The following is a 15,412-nucleotide window of genomic DNA, read 5'->3' as shown; positions in this document are numbered from 1 at the left end:
ACGGCCGCCGCGGGTCAGAATGCGTGCACGGCCCGCACGAGGAACTTGTTGTACTTGGGAATCTCGACGACATAGGGCGGCTTCATGTCCATGTGGGTGGTATGAGCCTCCTTTTCGTTCAGTTCCGTCGAGGAAAAGTAGTAGACCAGCCGGTCCATGCGTTTGCCGCCGTGCTCCTTGAGCGCGTCGTTGAAGCGGTTGCGGGCCTGGCGGTCGTAGTGGACGCGCGTCCCGCCGTTGAAGCTGTTTCCGAGGACCAGCAGCTCGTCGATGGAGGGCAGATACCACCCTTCGCCCTGCTCCCGGCACCACTTGAAGGCCGGGAAATCGTCCCACGACAACCCCTTTTCGGCGATGTAGCGGGCGACGGCCTCCATGTTGGCACGTCCGTCGGCGCTGTCCGAAGCCCCCACCGTGCACAGATCGCCCTTGCGGAAGAGGCTCCACGGGAGCATCGCCTCGTCGAGCGAAACGAGCAGGCCGTGCAGGCCGTCGTCCGACACCTTGAAGACCACCCCCTTCACGCCGTTGCCGTCGTAGAGATCGCCCACCTTGTAGCGCTTGAGCTCATACTGTACGGGGTATGCCCCGGTCTGTCCGGCCGGAGTCTCCACGGCGGCCGTCGGAGCGGCCGGGGAAGCAGGGGCGGCAGGCCCCTCTGCCGCCGGAGCCGCCGGGGCATCCGGAGCCGCCGGAACAGGGGCGGGAGCCGGGCGGTTGAAATACTCGGTTTCGCCGTTGGCGTACTCGATCCGCTCGACATCGGCGACGGGCAGGAGGTAGGTCGGGCCGTCGGGATTCGAGAAGCGTTTGTAGCGTATCGTCTCGGGAGAGATTTCGGTCACGCGGGCCTCGATGCGCGAGGCGTCGGTCTTGACGATCAGATCCTGCGCAAGGGCGGCCGGGATGCCGCAGCAGAGCATCAGGAAGAGCAGGAAGGTCCTTTTCATCATCTTCGTAACTGTATATATAAGGTATATCGCAAAGGTAACGCTTTTTTCCAAACTTTCTTCGTATCTTTGTGCAGATATACGGACTGCTATGGGATTCTTCGACATTTTCAAAAAGAAACAGGATAACGCCGCACCGGCCCCCCAGGAGGAGGTGCGCGAGGAGCAGCGGCAGCTCGACGCCGGGCTGGAAAAGACCAAGACGGGGCTCTTCTCGAAACTCGCACGCGCCGTGGCGGGCCGCTCGACGGTCGACGCCGACGTGCTCGACGAGCTGGAGGAGGTGCTCATCACCTCGGACGTCGGCGTCGAGACGACCGTGAAGATCATCCGCCGCATCGAGGAGCGCGTGGCGCGCGACAAGTACATGAACACCTCGGAGCTGCAGCGCATCCTGCGCGAGGAGGTCGCCGCCCTGATGGAGGAGGCGCACGCCACGGAGGGCAGCTTCGGGCTCGACGCCCGGCCGGGCGAACCCTACGTCGTGATGGTCGTGGGGGTCAACGGCGCAGGCAAGACCACGACCATCGGCAAGCTCGCGGCCCAGCTCACGAAGGCCGGACGCAAGGTGTGGATCGGCGCGGCGGACACGTTCCGCGCCGCGGCCATCGACCAGCTCAAGGTGTGGGCCGACCGCGCCGGGGCGACGATGATCCGCCAGGAGATGGGCTCCGACCCCGCATCGGTGGCCTTCGACACGCTCACCTCGGCCAAGGCCAACGGCGCCGACGTCGTGCTGATCGACACGGCGGGCCGCCTGCACAACAAGATCAACCTGATGAACGAGCTGACGAAGATACGCAACGTCATGTCGAAGGTCATTCCCGGCGCACCGCATGAGGTGATGCTCGTGCTCGACGGCTCGACGGGGCAAAACGCCTTCGAGCAGGCCCGGCAGTTCACGCAGGCCACGCAGGTCACCTCGCTGGCCATCACGAAGCTCGACGGCACGGCCAAGGGCGGCGTGGTGATCGGCATCAGCGACCAGTTCCGCATCCCGGTGCGCTACATCGGCATCGGCGAGGGCATCGACCAGCTGCGCATCTTCGACCGCCGGGAGTTTGTCGACGCCCTGTTCGGCGACGCCGGGAAATAGGAAACGACAAGCGGCAAGGGCCGCAAAAACAACCCCGCATCCCGGCCGCGGCCCTGCGAGGGCCGGTTCTGGAGGCGGGGCGGAATCCGGGAAACGAACGAAATGAAGAAAATCAACGTCATCACGCTCGGCTGTTCGAAGAACACGGTCGACAGCGAGCACCTCATGGCGCGGCTTGCCGCGGCGGGCTACGGCGTGGTCTGGGACAGCGACCGCACCGACGCCCGCACCGTCGTCATCAACACCTGCGGCTTCATCGGCGACGCCAAGCAGGAGTCCATCGAGATGATCCTGCGCGCCGCGACCGCCAAGCAGGCCGGGAAGATCGACCGGCTGTTCGTCATCGGCTGCCTCTCGGAGCGCTATGCCGACGAGCTGCGCCACGAGATTCCCGAGGTGGACGACTACTTCGGCGCCCGCACGTGGGACGGCATCATCCGGGCGCTCGGCGCATCCCAGGACCCGGCGCTGGAGACCGAACGGCTGCTCTCGACGCCGCGTCACTACGCCTACCTGAAGATTTCGGAGGGCTGCAACTGGATGTGCGGCTACTGCGCCATCCCGCTCATCCGCGGGCGCCACGTCTCCGTGCCGATGGAGACGCTCGAGGAGGAGGCCCGCAAGCTGGCAGCCGCAGGGGTCCGCGAGCTGATTGTCATCGCGCAGGACACGACCTACTACGGCATCGACCTCTACGGCGAACGGCGGCTGGCCGAGCTGCTGCGCCGTCTGTGCCGCATCGACGGCATCGAGTGGGTCCGCCTCCACTACGCCTATCCGGCGGCATTCCCCGACGACGTAATCGAGGTGATGGCCTCCGAGCCCAGGATATGCAAGTACCTCGACATCCCCTTCCAGCACATCTCCGACGCCCAGCTGGCGGCCATGCACCGCCGCCACACGAAGGCCGAGGCGCTGGCGCTCATCGGGCGGCTGCGCGCTGCGGTTCCCGACCTGACGCTGCGCACGACGCTGCTGGTGGGCTATCCGGGCGAGACGGAGGCCGACTTCGCGGAGCTCATGGACTTCGTGCGCGACGTGCGCTTCGAGCGGCTCGGGGTCTTCGCCTACTCGGAGGAGGAGGGGACCTTTTCGGCGCGGGAATTGCATGACGACGTTCCGGAGGAGGTCAAGCAGCAGCGCGTGGAGCGCATCATGGAGCTGCAGCACACGATCGCCGCGGAGAACAACCGGCGCCGCGTGGGCCGCACCGAGCGCGTAATCATCGACTCGCGGCAGGGCGACTACTACGTCGGCCGCACGCAGTACGACTCGCCCGAGGTGGATCAGGAAATCCTGATTCCCGCGGCCGAAAGGCGGCTGCTCCGGGGTCGTTTTTACGATGTGCAAATCGTCAATGCCGCCGATTACGACCTCTACGGGCGGGTGGAGCCGAAAGGCCGCATAAAATAAAAAATTTGCTTTTTACCGTTCTTTTACGTACCTTTGAAAAGTTAAAGGAACTTTACCCGAAGCCCTATGGCCGACAAAAGCGTGATAGCGAACCTCGAAGTCCGGATCGGGAGGCTCATCGAAGAGCACGGGCGCATGAGCGCGCTTTGCCGCGAGCTGACCGCCGAGCGCGATGCGCTGAAGGTCGCGAACCGCAGGCTCGAAGAACGCATCCGCAGTCTGGATGCCGAAGTCGGACGCATGCAGCTGGTCGAAGGGTTGTCGGGAGGAGGGCGCAACCGGGAAAAGGCGCGGGCGCGCGTCAACCGTCTTATGCGGGAGGTGGACAAATGCATCGCGCTGCTCGAAAGACCCGAAAGCGCCGGGACGACACAGGACGCTGAACAGAGATAACGCACGGAAAAAAGATGGCCAAACAGTCGATAACGCTCAAGGTGGCAGGCCGGAGCTACTCGTTCAATATCGAGAGCGAGAAGGAGGAGATGTACCGTTTGGCCGAGCGCGAGGTAAACACCTACCTGGCCCGAATCACGCAAAAGCGCTTCGAAAACTGGAGCGAAAAGGACTACCTCTCGATGACGGCGCTGAATTTCGCCATCGCGAATGTCGAGATGCGGCAGAGCCGCGAAGTCGGAAGCGAGGACCTCAAGCGGCTGCACAGGCTCGATGAACGCATCGACGCCTATCTGAACGAGATGGACAAGCAGTGACCGCTACCCGGGAAGGGCCCCGGAGCCGATTTGCCGCAGAAGAAAACCCGGGAGACCACCATTCCGGGGGGGGGCGAGAGAGGAGAGACGAGAGACGGAGACAAGGAGGGACGAGAAAGGGACGAGAGAGGAGAAAAGGAGAGACGAAGGAGAGAGAAGGAGAGAGAAGGGATGGGCGAAAGCTCGTGGATGTGGGTGCGAGAGAGACGCGAGTCGGGAGACTAAAGGAAAAAGGAGAAAAAAGAGGATAGGCCGGAACGGGACGGCAGGAGATGCAGCGAAGAGAAAAGGTTGCGGCTCCGGTTTCGGGAACAGCCGACGTTCTTTAACATACGAAGGAAAAATCTACCCGCATAGATTCCTTACAGCTTTGCGAAACTGAACACTTTTTATATTGGGGCAACTCACGGTGCTTCAAAATCAGGCCTTGACCCTTCGGGGTGTCCGCCTCGGCGTACCGTTGGAAGATTGCGATTGCCGGAGCCCCCACAAATGACTTATCTTGCAGATTCGTCAAACAAGACTAAGGAATCCTATGCGGTTTTTTTATGGCAATATTCAGGAACCTTAATAATAACAATTAAAAAACACAGCGAACCAAATGGATATCATTTTGACAGCCTGCATCTCCGCCATCGCGGCCGTTGCGGTCTACGCCGTGGTCACCAACATGGTGGCCAGGACGTCGATCCGACGCAAGCGCGAGGCCGCCCTCAAGGAGGCCGAGGCCGAAGGCGAGATGATCAAGAAGGAGAAGATCCTCCAGGCCAAGGAGAAGTTCATACAGCTCAAGAGCGAATACGACCGTCAGGTCAACGAGCGGAACCAGAAGATCGCACAGAGCGAACAGCGCGCCAAGCAGATCGAGCAGAACCTCCAGAACCAGCAGCGCGACCTCGAGAACCGCATGCGCGAGAACGACCGACTCAAGGAGCAGCTCAAGAACCAGCTCCAGCTCGTCGACCACAAGAAGGAGGAGATCGACCAGATGATGCGCGAGCAGAACATGCGTCTGGAGCAGATTTCAGGCATGAGTTCCGAGGATGCCCGGAATATTCTCATCGAAAACATGAAGGCCGAGGCCAAGGCCGAAGCCGCATCGTATATCAACGAAACGATCGAGGAGGCCAAGATGACCGCCTCGAAGGAGGCCAAGCGCATCATCGTGGCATCGATCCAGCGCGTGGCTACGGAAACGGCGATCGAGAATGCCGTGACGGTCTTCAACATCGAGAGCGACGAGGTCAAGGGCCGCATCATCGGCCGCGAGGGCCGCAACATCCGCGCCCTCGAGGCCGCGACAGGCATCGAGATCATCGTCGACGACACGCCCGAGGCGATCATCCTCTCGGGCTTCGATCCCGTGCGCCGCGAAATCGCACGCCTGGCCCTGCACCAGCTCGTCACCGACGGCCGCATCCACCCCGCACGCATCGAGGAGGTCGTGGCCAAGGTGCAGAAGCAGATCGAGGAGGAGATCGTCGAGGTCGGCAAACGCACGACCATCGACCTCGGAATCCACGGACTGCACCCCGAGCTCATCCGCATGATCGGCAAGATGAAGTACCGCTCGTCCTACGGACAGAACCTGCTCCAGCATGCCCGCGAAACGGCCAACCTGGCCGGCATCATGGCCGCCGAGCTGGGGCTCAACCCCAAGATCGCACGCCGCGCCGGTCTGCTGCACGACATCGGCAAGGTGCCCGACGACGAACCCGAACTGCCGCACGCCATCATCGGCATGAAGCTCGCCGAGAAGTACAAGGAGAAGCCCGAGGTCTGCAACGCCATCGGCGCACACCACGACGAGGTGGAGATGACCTCGCTCATCGCCCCGATCATCCAGGTCTGCGACGCCATCTCGGGAGCCCGTCCCGGCGCCCGCCGCGAGGTGGTCGAGAGCTACATCAAGCGACTGAAGGAGATGGAGGACATCGCCCTCTCGTACCCCGGCGTGGTGAAGACCTACGCCATCCAGGCCGGCCGCGAGCTGCGTGTGATCGTCGGCGCCGACAAGCTCTCGGATCAGCAGTCGGAGAGCCTCTCGCACGACATTGCCAAGAAGATCCAGGACGAGATGACCTACCCGGGTCAGGTGAAAATCACCGTAATCCGCGAAACCCGCGCCGTCGCCTACGCCAAGTAGGCCGCCCGGGCGTCACGGAAGGCCCGGCCGGGAATCCGCAACGGCGGCATCCGGCCAACCACGACAAAGAGCTCCCCGCTGCGGCGGAGGGCTCTTTTCACACCGGAAAAAAAGAGACAAACAACCCACCCGATGCAGGCAACGGAACCAGAATCCCCCACCCCTTCGCTGGTCGACTATGTCGAACGCGAGATTATCCCGCGCTACGAGGGCTTCGACCGTGCACACGGCACGGACCACGTCCGAACGGTCATTGCGCGCAGTCTCGCGCTGGCCGGACACTACACGGTCGACCTTGACATGGTCTACGCCATTGCCGCCTATCACGACACGGGGCTCGTCGCGGGGCGCGAACGCCACCACCTTGTCTCGGCCGAAATCCTCGCGGCGGACCGAAACCTGTCCCGCTGGTTCTCGGCGGAACAGATGGCCATGATGTGCGATGCCGTGGAGGACCACCGTGCGTCGGCAAAGCGGCCGCCGCGCTCGCTCTACGGGCGCATCGTCGCCGAAGCCGACCGGCTCATCGACGCCGCAACAATCCTCCGCCGCACCATCCAGTACGGGCTCGACCACTACCCCGCGCTCGACCGCGAAGGCCACCGTGCCCGCTGCATGGAGCACCTGCGCGACAAATACGGCGACGGGGGCTACCTGCAACTCTGGATTGCCGAGTCGGAGAATGCCCGCCGGCTGGAAGAGCTGCGCGCCCTGATCCGCGACACGCCGCAGCTCGACCGGCTCTTCGACCGTCTCTTTGCGGAGGAGAGCGCCGTGCAGCCCATCTCCCGCCGCGGATAGCGCCGCGCAGACAAAACAACCGCCGCCGGAGACATCTCCGGCGGCGGTCAACTTTTCACAGAAGCTTACAGGAGCGCAGGGCTACTCCGCATCATGCGGGAAGTACTTCATGTACTGCACGCGCTGGTAAATGTCGTTTTCGGGATGCCCGAAGTCCATCTTGCCGCGGAACTCCTCGAGCGAGGCAAACCCATGACGCGCGGCCCACTCGTCGACGAAACGGTTGATCTCGGCAATGACGCCATATCCCTTCTCGTGGATCGCCGAGCAGACCTGTACGGCACGCGCACCGCACAGCAGGGCCTTGACTGCAGCCTCTCCGTCGTGCACACCGGTCGAGACGGCCAGGTCGAGCTGCGGCAGCGCTGCCGAGCAGAGGGCCGTCGAACGCAGCACGCTGCGCAGCTCGGAGGGGCTGCTGAAGGGGTTGCCCTTCGTGAACTCCATCCGTTCGATGTCGATGTCGGGCTCGAAGAAGCGGTTGTAGAGCACCACGCCGCGGGCGCCGCGCGCCAGCAGGGCATCGGCGACCGACAGCACGTTGGTCAGGCGCTGCGGCAGCTTCACCGAGACGGGGATCTTCACGGCTGCGGCCACGGCACGCACGACATCGGCATACTCCTGCTCGATCTCGGCAGCCGTGCGGTGGCGGTCCGTCGGCTGGAGAAAGATGTTCAGCTCGAGAGCCGAAGCACCGGCTTCGGCCATCATGACGGCGTAGTCGACCCACGCGGAGGCCGAAGCGATGCAGTTGATGCTGGTAATGACCGGCACGCCCTCGCCCGCCGCGTCGCGGACCAGCTGCAGGAACTCGGCCTTGTAGGCGTCGCCGAGGTATCGCTCGAGGTATTCGCCCGAATCCCCCATGCCGGCATCGGAGGCGTACTCCAACGCGGCGGCATGGCGGAGAATCTGCTCTTCAAAGATCGACTTCAGCACGACAGCCCCGGCGCCGTTGCGCACACACTGCGCGACGGAGGCCTTCGTGGCCGTATAGGGGGAGCTGCTGACGATGACAGGGCTCGAGAGTTCGAGTCCGAGGTATTTGGCCTTCATGGCGTTTTCTGTTTTGGTTGCGTTATGTGTTATACAAAAGGTATCTTGACGACCTCGGCCTTCACGGCCTTGCCGCGAATCACGACGGCAATTTCGCTGCCGGCCTTCGCATGGGCCGCGTCGACATAGCCCATGCCGATACCCACCTTCAGGCAGGGCGACATCGTGCCCGACGTGACATGGCCGATGACCGTGCCGTCCGGAGCGGCGAGTTCGTAGCCGTGGCGCGGCACGCCGCGCTCGACCATGCGGAAGCCCACGAGCCGGCGCTTCAGCCCCTCGGCCTTCTGCCGCTCAAGCAGCGGGCGGTCGATGAACTCCTTGCCCTCGGCGAACTTCGTAATCCAGCCCAGCCCGGCCTCCAGCGGCGAGGTCGTGTCGTCGATGTCGTTGCCGTAGAGGCAGAAGCCCTTCTCCAGGCGCAGCGTGTCGCGTGCGCCGAGGCCGATGTTCTTCAGCCCGTATTCGGCACCGGCCTCCCAGAGGGCCTTCCACAGCTGCTCGCCGTCCTCGTTGGCGACGTAGATTTCGCAGCCGCCCGAGCCCGTGTAGCCCGTAATCGAAAGGATGGCATCCACACCGGCGACCTTCATCTTGCGGAAGGTGTAGTACTCCATCTGCTCGACGGGCTCGTCGCACATCTTCTGCACAATCTTCATGGCCAGCGGTCCCTGCACGGCCAGCTGGCAAATCTCGTCCGAAGCGTTGTAGAGCTGCTTGCCGTGGCCCGCCTCCATGCCGAAGGCCCTGCCCTCCTCACAGATGTGGTTCCAGTCCTTCTCGATATTGGCGGCGTTCACGCAGAGCATGTAGGTCCCGGCGTCGATGCGGTAGACCAGCACGTCGTCGACGATGCCGCCGCGGCCGTTGGGCATGCACGTATACTGCACCTTGCCGTCGTAGAGCTTCGACACGTCGTTCGAGGTGATGCGCTGCAGCAGGTCGAGCGCATGCGGGCCCTTGACCCAGATTTCGCCCATGTGGCTCACGTCGAAGACGCCCGCACCCTCACGCACGGCCATGTGCTCGTCGTTGATGCCCGTGAACTCGATGGGCATGTTGTATCCCGCGAATTCGGCCATGCGGGCCCCTGCGGCGATGTGGTACTTGGTAAATACGGTGGTTTTCATCAGGAAAGTATTAAGGTTTTGGTCTTATTCGTAACGGCGCTTGACCCCCAGACGCGGGCAGCGGTGAAACTCCTTCGTGCGGTCGAACAGGTAGCGATAGGTCGTGTGCACCTTGTAGCGCTTGGCGCAGACGTAGGTCTCGATCATGCGGTTCATCACCGGGTTGAAGTCGCCGATCCACGCCAGTTCGAGCGTCTTGTAGCGCGTCTGCGTCTGCATCATGAAGTGCCAGTAGCGCACCATGATCGCCGACTCGACCCCCTTGCCGTGGAATTCGGGCGCGATGCCGAAGATGATGCCGAAGATGCGACTGCTGCGCTTGCGCACCTTCAGCTCCCACAACAACTGGAGCTTCTGCCACAGGCCGAACTTGCCGTTGAAGCGGCCGATGATGCAGTTCAGGTCGGGCACCGTGATGAAGAAGCCGATCGGCTCGTCGTTGAAGTAGGCGAAGAAAATGATGTTGGGGTCGATCAGCGGCTTCATTTCGTGCAGCATCTCGAGCGCCTCCTCGCGCGTCATGGGCTTGACACCCGAGAAGAGCGCCCACGCCTTGTTGTAGACCAGACGGAAGTTCTCGGCCGCCTCCTCCAGGTTGTTCATGTCGATGTTCTCGATGTGGTAGCCCGGAATCGAGAGCAGCCGTTCGGCCCGGTCGAAGGTGCGTTCGTTCATCTCCGAGATGTTGGCCCGCCAGATGTAACTGTTCTGGTTGAAGTAGTTCTGGAAGCCGTAGTTCTCGAACAGCTCCTTGTAGTAGGGCGGGTTGTAGGGGTTCGCGTAGAGGGGCTGGAACTCGTAGCCCTCGACGAGCAGGCCCCACCAGTCGCGGCGCTGCCCGAAGTTGACCGGGCCGTCCATGGCCTCCATGCCGCGGCTCGCAAGCCACATGCGCGCGGCGTCGAACATCATGTCGGCAACCTGCTGGTCGTTGATCGCCTCGAAGAAGCCGCAGCCGCCCGTGGGCTGCTCCTCGAGGGCTGCCTTCTCGCGGTTGTAGAAGGCCGCGATGCGTCCCACGACCTCGCCTTCGGCGTCGCGGACCACCCAGCGGATGGCCTCGCCGTCGGCGAAGAGTTCGTTCTTCGCCGGATCGAAGACCTTGCGGATATCGCAGTCCAGCGGGCAGACCCAGTTGCGGTTGCCCTTGTAGATGCGCTTGGGCAGGTCGAGCCACTCGCGCTCGACGGCCGGCGAGGTGACCTCCTGCAGGGTATATTTTCCCGTATTCATCTTTTTGCGTTTGATTCGTCCGAAAATTCGTTCATCCGAACAAAGGTAACCATTTTTTTGTGTATTTTTACATTTGACATCACTTGTTTTGCGACAAGAGGAGCACAACCACACAAACCGACCGACACGAAATGGCATTCCGCGCACTCCCGCTCCGACAGGCGTCCACGCCGCGGCACGCGCCGTCACCCGCGGCCGCGCGGCCTGCCCCTTCGTCCGGCAACCCCCGTACCGAAACAAACCCACGCCCATGAACCAGCATCTCGAAAAGTACCTCCCGGACGACAGCCTCGCCCAGTACCGCTTCATGAAGTACCGGATTCACAAGATTCTGCTCGTCTGTTGCAGCTACGACGGCTACATCCTCGAGGAGGACGGACACATCGAATCGCAGATCAACCAGGAGTACCTCGACCTGAACATGTCCAACCCGCCGTCGTTCACGCGCGTGAGCTCGACCTCCGAGGCGCTGGCGCTGCTCGCCGAGGACGACACGTTCGACTTCATCCTGACGATGTACAACGTCGGCGAACCCGACGTCTTCGCCTTCGCCCGGCTGGTCAAGGAGCGCCATCCGCAGATTCCCGTGGCGCTGCTGACCTCCTTCTCGAAGGACATCTACCGCCGCATCGAGGAGCAGGACCGCTCGGGGCTCGACTACATCTTCTGCTGGCACGGCAACACGGACCTCATCATCGCCATCATCAAGCTCATCGAGGACCACATGAACGCCCCGGAGGACATCCTCCAGGGGGGTGTGCAGGCAATCCTGCTCGTCGAGGACTCGATCCGCTTCTACTCGACCTACCTGCCCGAACTCTACAAGCTGATCCTGCTCCAGAACACCGAGTTCCTGAAGGATGCCTTCAACGAGCAGCAGCAGGTGCTGCGCAAGCGCGCGCGGCCGAAAATCCTGCTGGCCACGAGCTACGAAGAGGCCACGGAGCTCTACGACCGCTACAAGAAGAACCTGCTGGGCGTGATCTCCGACGTGGGCTTCGTGCTGCACCGCCACGACCCGCCGCAGAGCGAGAAGCTCGACGCCGGCATCGACCTCTGCCGCCGCATCAAGGAGGACAACCCGCTGATGCCGGTGCTGCTGCAATCCTCGCAGACGGAGTTCGCCGCCGAGGCCGGGCGCCTCGGTGCGGGGTTCATCGCCAAGAACTCCAAGACGCTGCTCACGCAGCTGCACGAATACATCTCCAAGGAGTTCGCCTTCGGGGACTTCGTCTTCAAGGACCCCGACACGGGGGCCGAGATCGGCCGCGCGAAGGACCTCGCCCAGATGCAGCAGATGATCGCCACGATCCCCGACCGGGCGTTCGAGTACCACACCTCGCAGAACCACCTCTCGAAATGGCTCTACTCGCGGGGCCTCTTCCCGCTGGCTGCCTCGATCCGCCAGTACAACAAGAGCCACTTCGCGACGGTCGAGGAGCACCGCCGCGTGCTCGAGAACCTCATCCGCGACTACCGCACGCTGCTCGGACAGGGCGTCGTCGCACGCTTCGACCCCGAGACCTACTCCGACGCCGTGGCCTTCGCCCGCATCGGCGAGGGGTCGCTCGGCGGAAAGGCCCGCGGCCTGGCCTTCATGAACTCGATGCTCATCAAGTACCGCCAGTACGACAAGCACGAGAACGTGCGCATCATGATCCCCCGCTCGGTGGTCATCGCCACGGAGTATTTCGACGAGTTCATCGACATGAACGGCCTGAAGTACGTCATCTCGCAGGAAGCTTCCGACGAGGAGATTCTCTCGGAGTTTGTCACCTCGACAATCCCGCAGCGGCTGCAGGAGGAGCTCAAGGCCTATATCCGCACCGTGCGCACGCCGCTGGCCGTGCGTTCGTCGTCGAAACTCGAGGACTCGCACTACCAGCCCTTCGCCGGCATCTACTCCACCTACATGATCCCCTACACGGAGAACGAGGACCAGATGCTGCGCCTCGTGCTGCGCGCCGTCAAGAGCGTCTACGCCTCGGTCTACTTCGCGGCGTCGCGCGCCTACATCCAGACGTCGCAGAACCTCATCTCGGAGGAGAAGATGGCCGTCATCCTGCAGGAGGTGTGCGGCACGGAGCAGAACGGGCTCTACTTCCCGACCTTCTCGGGCGTGGCGCGCTCGATCAACTACTACCCCATCGGCGACGAGAAGCCCGAGGACGGCGTCTGCAACATCGCCATGGGGCTGGGCAAGCTGGTCGTCGACGGCGGCCGCACGCTGCGCTTCTCGCCCCGCTACCCGCAGAAGGTCCTCCAGACCTCGACGCCCGAGCTGGCGCTGCGCGACACGCAGAGCGAGGTGCTGGCCCTGAGCCTGCGCCCCGAGGAGTTCCGCACGTCGATCGACGACGCGGTGAACCTCCACCGCCTGACGCTGCAGGAGATCGGCGACTACCGCAACGCACGCCACGTCTGCTCGGTCTGGGACCGCGAGAACGAACGCATATCGGACAGCCCGTTCGACCGGGGCCGCCGCGTCATCACCTTCAACAACATCCTCAAGTACAACACCTTCCCGCTGGCCGAGATCATCTCGGACATCCTGCGCATGGGCGCCGACGAGATGCGCTGCCCCGTAGAGGTGGAGTTCGCCGTGAACATGGACGTCGCACCCGGGCGGCAGCGGATCTTCAACCTGCTGCAGATCCGGCCGATCATCGACAACCAGGACAACCGCCCGATCGACTGGAGCCGCGAGAACCCGGCCGAAGCGCTCATCTACGGCGAGAGCGCCCTGGGCATCGGCCGCATGTCCGACATCGCCGACATCATCTACGTCAAGAGCGCCGACTTCGACTCGCTCTCCACGGAGAAGATCGCCGACGAGCTGCTGGGCCTCAACGCCCGCATGCGCGACGAGAAGCGCAGCTACATCCTCGTCGGTCCGGGACGCTGGGGCTCGTCGGACCCGTTCCTCGGCGTGCCGGTCAAGTGGACGCACATCTCCGAGGCGAAGGTCATCGTCGAGTGCAACATCGAGAAGTTCGACGTCGAGCCCTCGCAGGGCACACACTTCTTCCAGAACGTCACGTCGCTGGGCGTGGGCTATCTGACGATCAACCCCTCGCGCGGCGAGGGCATCTTCCGCGAAAAGCTGCTCGACGCCCGGCCCGCCGTGTGGGAGGGCCGCTACCTGCGCCTGGTGCGCTTCGAGAGGCCGCTGTGGGTCACCATCGACGGCCGCTCGAACAAGGGCATGGTGCGCGAGGAGCGGGAGGAATGACGATCCCGCAGATTTTTTTCACGAAAAGTTACGATCCATAATAAAATTTGCTATATTTGTAACAGACAACATCGCATTGTCCGACAAAACCGCAGAACGATCAACCAACCAAAATACCTATTGTTATGAACGTAAACAAAATTATGGCGGAGCTTGAGCGCAAGCACCCCGGCGAAAGCGAGTATCTGCAGGCCGTCCGTGAGGTCCTCATGACGGTGGAAGAGGCTTACAACCAGCATCCCGAATTCGAGGCCAACCGGATTGCCGAGCGTATCGTCGAGCCGGACCGCATCTTCACCTTCAAGGTGGTATGGGTCGACGACAAGGGCGAGGTGCAGGTCAACACCGGCTACCGCATCCAGTTCAACAACGCCATCGGCCCCTACAAGGGCGGTTTGCGTTTCCACCCCTCGGTGAACCCCTCGATCCTGAAGTTCCTGGGCTTCGAGCAGATTTTCAAGAACGCGCTGACGACGCTGCCCATGGGCGGTGCGAAGGGCGGTTCGGACTTCAACCCCAAGGGCAAGTCGGATCGCGAGGTGATGCGCTTCTGCCAGGCCTTCATGACGGAGTTGTGGTGCCACATCGGTCCCGAGACGGACGTTCCGGCCGGTGACATCGGCGTGGGCGGCCGCGAGATCGGCTTCCTCTACGGCATGTACCGCAAGCTGGCCCGCGAGAACACGGGCGTGCTGACGGGCAAGGGCATGACCTACGGCGGATCGCTCATCCGTCCCGAGGCTACGGGCTTCGGCGCCGTCTACTTCCTGCGCCAGATGCTCGAGAAGGCCGGCATGGACATCAAGGGCCAGACGATCGCCATCTCGGGCTTCGGCAACGTGGCCTGGGGCGCTGCGACGAAGGCTACGGAGCTGGGGGCCAAGGTCGTGACGATTTCGGGTCCCGACGGCTACATCTACGATCCGGAGGGTCTGAACGCCGAGAAGATCGCCTACATGCTCGAGCTGCGCGCCTCGAACAACGACGTCGTGGAACCCTATGCCAAGAAGTTCCCGGGTTCGCAGTTCTTCGCAGGCCGCAAGCCGTGGGAGGTCAAGGTCGACATCGCCATGCCGTGCGCCACGCAGAACGAGCTGGACGGCGAGGATGCCAAGAAGCTGCTGGCCAACGGCGTGAAGATCGTGGCCGAGGTTTCGAACATGGGCTGCCGCCCGGAGGCCATCGACGCCTTCATCGCGGCGAAGATTCCCTACGGACCGGGCAAGGCCGTGAACGCCGGCGGCGTGGCCACGTCGGGTCTGGAGATGACGCAGAACTCCCAGAAGCTCAACTGGACGGCCGAGGAGGTCGATGCCAAGCTGCATCAGATCATGTCGTCGATCCACCACGCCTGCCTGGAGTACGGAACGGAGAAGGACGGCTACATCAACTACATGAAGGGCGCCAACATCGCCGGCTTCATGAAGGTTGCCAAGTCGATGGTCGAGCAGGGCATCCTGTAATCGGAAGACGCGGAGATAATACGGGAAAGGCGGACTTCAGGGTCCGCCTTTTTTGGGTAATGATGCCAAAATTGGTTGGAGATATAAAATGTAACCGACCTAATATTTGGCAGTTAGGAGGATAAAACAGAGATTAGTAGAAACCGGTTTCTACTAATCTCTGTTTTTATGTCAAAAAAACG

12 protein-coding genes are annotated in these 15,412 nt (G+C 62.6%); 8 read left to right on the top strand and 4 right to left on the bottom strand.

Features of this window, described 5'->3' with window-relative positions:
* Positions 1 to 14: 14 nt before the first annotated feature.
* Complete coding sequence (locus tag Q1Y33_RS06015; protein WP_300798846.1) at positions 15 to 953, bottom strand: hypothetical protein; 939 nt, start codon at positions 951 to 953, stop codon at positions 15 to 17.
* A gap of 88 nt (positions 954 to 1,041) precedes the next feature.
* Here Q1Y33_RS06015 and ftsY point away from each other — a divergent pair, with 88 nt between their 5' ends.
* From ftsY to Q1Y33_RS05985, 6 genes are all read left to right on the top strand, one after another.
* The gene (gene ftsY / locus Q1Y33_RS06010) at positions 1,042 to 2,046 is read left to right on the top strand and encodes a signal recognition particle-docking protein FtsY (RefSeq protein ID WP_300798845.1); all 1,005 of its coding nucleotides are present in this window, start codon (positions 1,042 to 1,044) and stop codon (positions 2,044 to 2,046) included.
* A gap of 102 nt (positions 2,047 to 2,148) precedes the next feature.
* Positions 2,149 to 3,459, top strand: a complete 1,311-nt coding sequence (gene rimO / locus Q1Y33_RS06005; protein ID WP_300798844.1) for a 30S ribosomal protein S12 methylthiotransferase RimO — start codon at positions 2,149 to 2,151, stop codon at positions 3,457 to 3,459.
* A gap of 66 nt (positions 3,460 to 3,525) precedes the next feature.
* On the top strand, positions 3,526 to 3,852 hold the full coding sequence (locus Q1Y33_RS06000; protein WP_300798843.1) for a hypothetical protein: 327 nt from the start codon (positions 3,526 to 3,528) through the stop codon (positions 3,850 to 3,852).
* A 14-nt stretch (positions 3,853 to 3,866) separates the two neighbouring features.
* Positions 3,867 to 4,169, top strand: coding sequence for a cell division protein ZapA (locus Q1Y33_RS05995; RefSeq protein ID WP_300798842.1), 303 nt, complete (start codon positions 3,867 to 3,869; stop codon positions 4,167 to 4,169).
* A 601-nt stretch (positions 4,170 to 4,770) separates the two neighbouring features.
* On the top strand, positions 4,771 to 6,315 hold the full coding sequence (gene rny / locus Q1Y33_RS05990; protein WP_300798841.1) for a ribonuclease Y: 1,545 nt from the start codon (positions 4,771 to 4,773) through the stop codon (positions 6,313 to 6,315).
* Between the two features lie 132 nt (positions 6,316 to 6,447).
* Positions 6,448 to 7,116 carry an HD domain-containing protein gene (locus Q1Y33_RS05985; RefSeq protein WP_300798840.1) on the top strand — a complete coding sequence of 223 codons (669 nt, stop codon included), beginning with the start codon at positions 6,448 to 6,450 and terminating at the stop codon, positions 7,114 to 7,116.
* Between the two features lie 81 nt (positions 7,117 to 7,197).
* Here Q1Y33_RS05985 and Q1Y33_RS05980 read toward each other — a convergent pair whose 3' ends face one another.
* Genes Q1Y33_RS05980 through Q1Y33_RS05970 form a run of 3 tightly spaced genes read right to left on the bottom strand, consistent with a single transcriptional unit; the run spans position 7,198 to position 10,535 of the window.
* Positions 7,198 to 8,172, bottom strand: coding sequence for a dihydroorotate dehydrogenase-like protein (locus tag Q1Y33_RS05980; RefSeq protein WP_300798839.1), 975 nt, complete (start codon positions 8,170 to 8,172; stop codon positions 7,198 to 7,200).
* 29 nt (positions 8,173 to 8,201) lie between these two features.
* On the bottom strand, positions 8,202 to 9,302 hold the full coding sequence (gene gcvT / locus Q1Y33_RS05975; RefSeq protein ID WP_300798837.1) for a glycine cleavage system aminomethyltransferase GcvT: 1,101 nt from the start codon (positions 9,300 to 9,302) through the stop codon (positions 8,202 to 8,204).
* Between the two features lie 24 nt (positions 9,303 to 9,326).
* Positions 9,327 to 10,535 carry a hypothetical protein gene (locus Q1Y33_RS05970; protein ID WP_300798836.1) on the bottom strand — a complete coding sequence of 403 codons (1,209 nt, stop codon included), beginning with the start codon at positions 10,533 to 10,535 and terminating at the stop codon, positions 9,327 to 9,329.
* A gap of 250 nt (positions 10,536 to 10,785) precedes the next feature.
* On the opposite strand from Q1Y33_RS05970, the gene Q1Y33_RS05965 reads away from it, so the two are divergent.
* Both Q1Y33_RS05965 and gdhA read left to right on the top strand, forming a co-directional pair.
* Complete coding sequence (locus Q1Y33_RS05965) at positions 10,786 to 13,767, top strand: PEP/pyruvate-binding domain-containing protein (protein WP_300798835.1); 2,982 nt, start codon at positions 10,786 to 10,788, stop codon at positions 13,765 to 13,767.
* Between the two features lie 125 nt (positions 13,768 to 13,892).
* Positions 13,893 to 15,230, top strand: coding sequence for an NADP-specific glutamate dehydrogenase (gene gdhA, locus Q1Y33_RS05960; RefSeq protein ID WP_300798834.1), 1,338 nt, complete (start codon positions 13,893 to 13,895; stop codon positions 15,228 to 15,230).
* Positions 15,231 to 15,412: the final 182 nt, after the last annotated feature.

The sequence above is a fragment of the uncultured Alistipes sp. genome (assembly GCF_949296715.1).
Taxonomy (GTDB): domain Bacteria; phylum Bacteroidota; class Bacteroidia; order Bacteroidales; family Rikenellaceae; genus Alistipes.
Note: the sequence above shows the minus strand (reverse complement) of the source record. Positions and strands in the feature narration are given on the sequence as shown.

Bases quoted from the DNA above. Each gene is read 5' to 3' on its own strand.
- Q1Y33_RS05970 (WP_300798836.1), bottom strand. From the start codon at position 10,535: ATGAATACGGGAAAATATACCCTGCAGGAGGTCACCTCGCCGGCCGTC.
- Q1Y33_RS05965 (WP_300798835.1), top strand. From the start codon at position 10,786: ATGAACCAGCATCTCGAAAAGTACCTCCCGGACGACAGCCTCGCCCAG.
- Q1Y33_RS06000 (WP_300798843.1), top strand. From the start codon at position 3,526: ATGGCCGACAAAAGCGTGATAGCGAACCTCGAAGTCCGGATCGGGAGG.
- rny (WP_300798841.1), top strand. From the start codon at position 4,771: ATGGATATCATTTTGACAGCCTGCATCTCCGCCATCGCGGCCGTTGCG.
- Q1Y33_RS05980 (WP_300798839.1), bottom strand. From the start codon at position 8,172: ATGAAGGCCAAATACCTCGGACTCGAACTCTCGAGCCCTGTCATCGTC.
- ftsY (WP_300798845.1), top strand. From the start codon at position 1,042: ATGGGATTCTTCGACATTTTCAAAAAGAAACAGGATAACGCCGCACCG.
- Q1Y33_RS05985 (WP_300798840.1), top strand. From the start codon at position 6,448: ATGCAGGCAACGGAACCAGAATCCCCCACCCCTTCGCTGGTCGACTAT.
- Q1Y33_RS06015 (WP_300798846.1), bottom strand. From the start codon at position 953: ATGATGAAAAGGACCTTCCTGCTCTTCCTGATGCTCTGCTGCGGCATC.
- gdhA (WP_300798834.1), top strand. From the start codon at position 13,893: ATGAACGTAAACAAAATTATGGCGGAGCTTGAGCGCAAGCACCCCGGC.
- rimO (WP_300798844.1), top strand. From the start codon at position 2,149: ATGAAGAAAATCAACGTCATCACGCTCGGCTGTTCGAAGAACACGGTC.
- Q1Y33_RS05995 (WP_300798842.1), top strand. From the start codon at position 3,867: ATGGCCAAACAGTCGATAACGCTCAAGGTGGCAGGCCGGAGCTACTCG.
- gcvT (WP_300798837.1), bottom strand. From the start codon at position 9,302: ATGAAAACCACCGTATTTACCAAGTACCACATCGCCGCAGGGGCCCGC.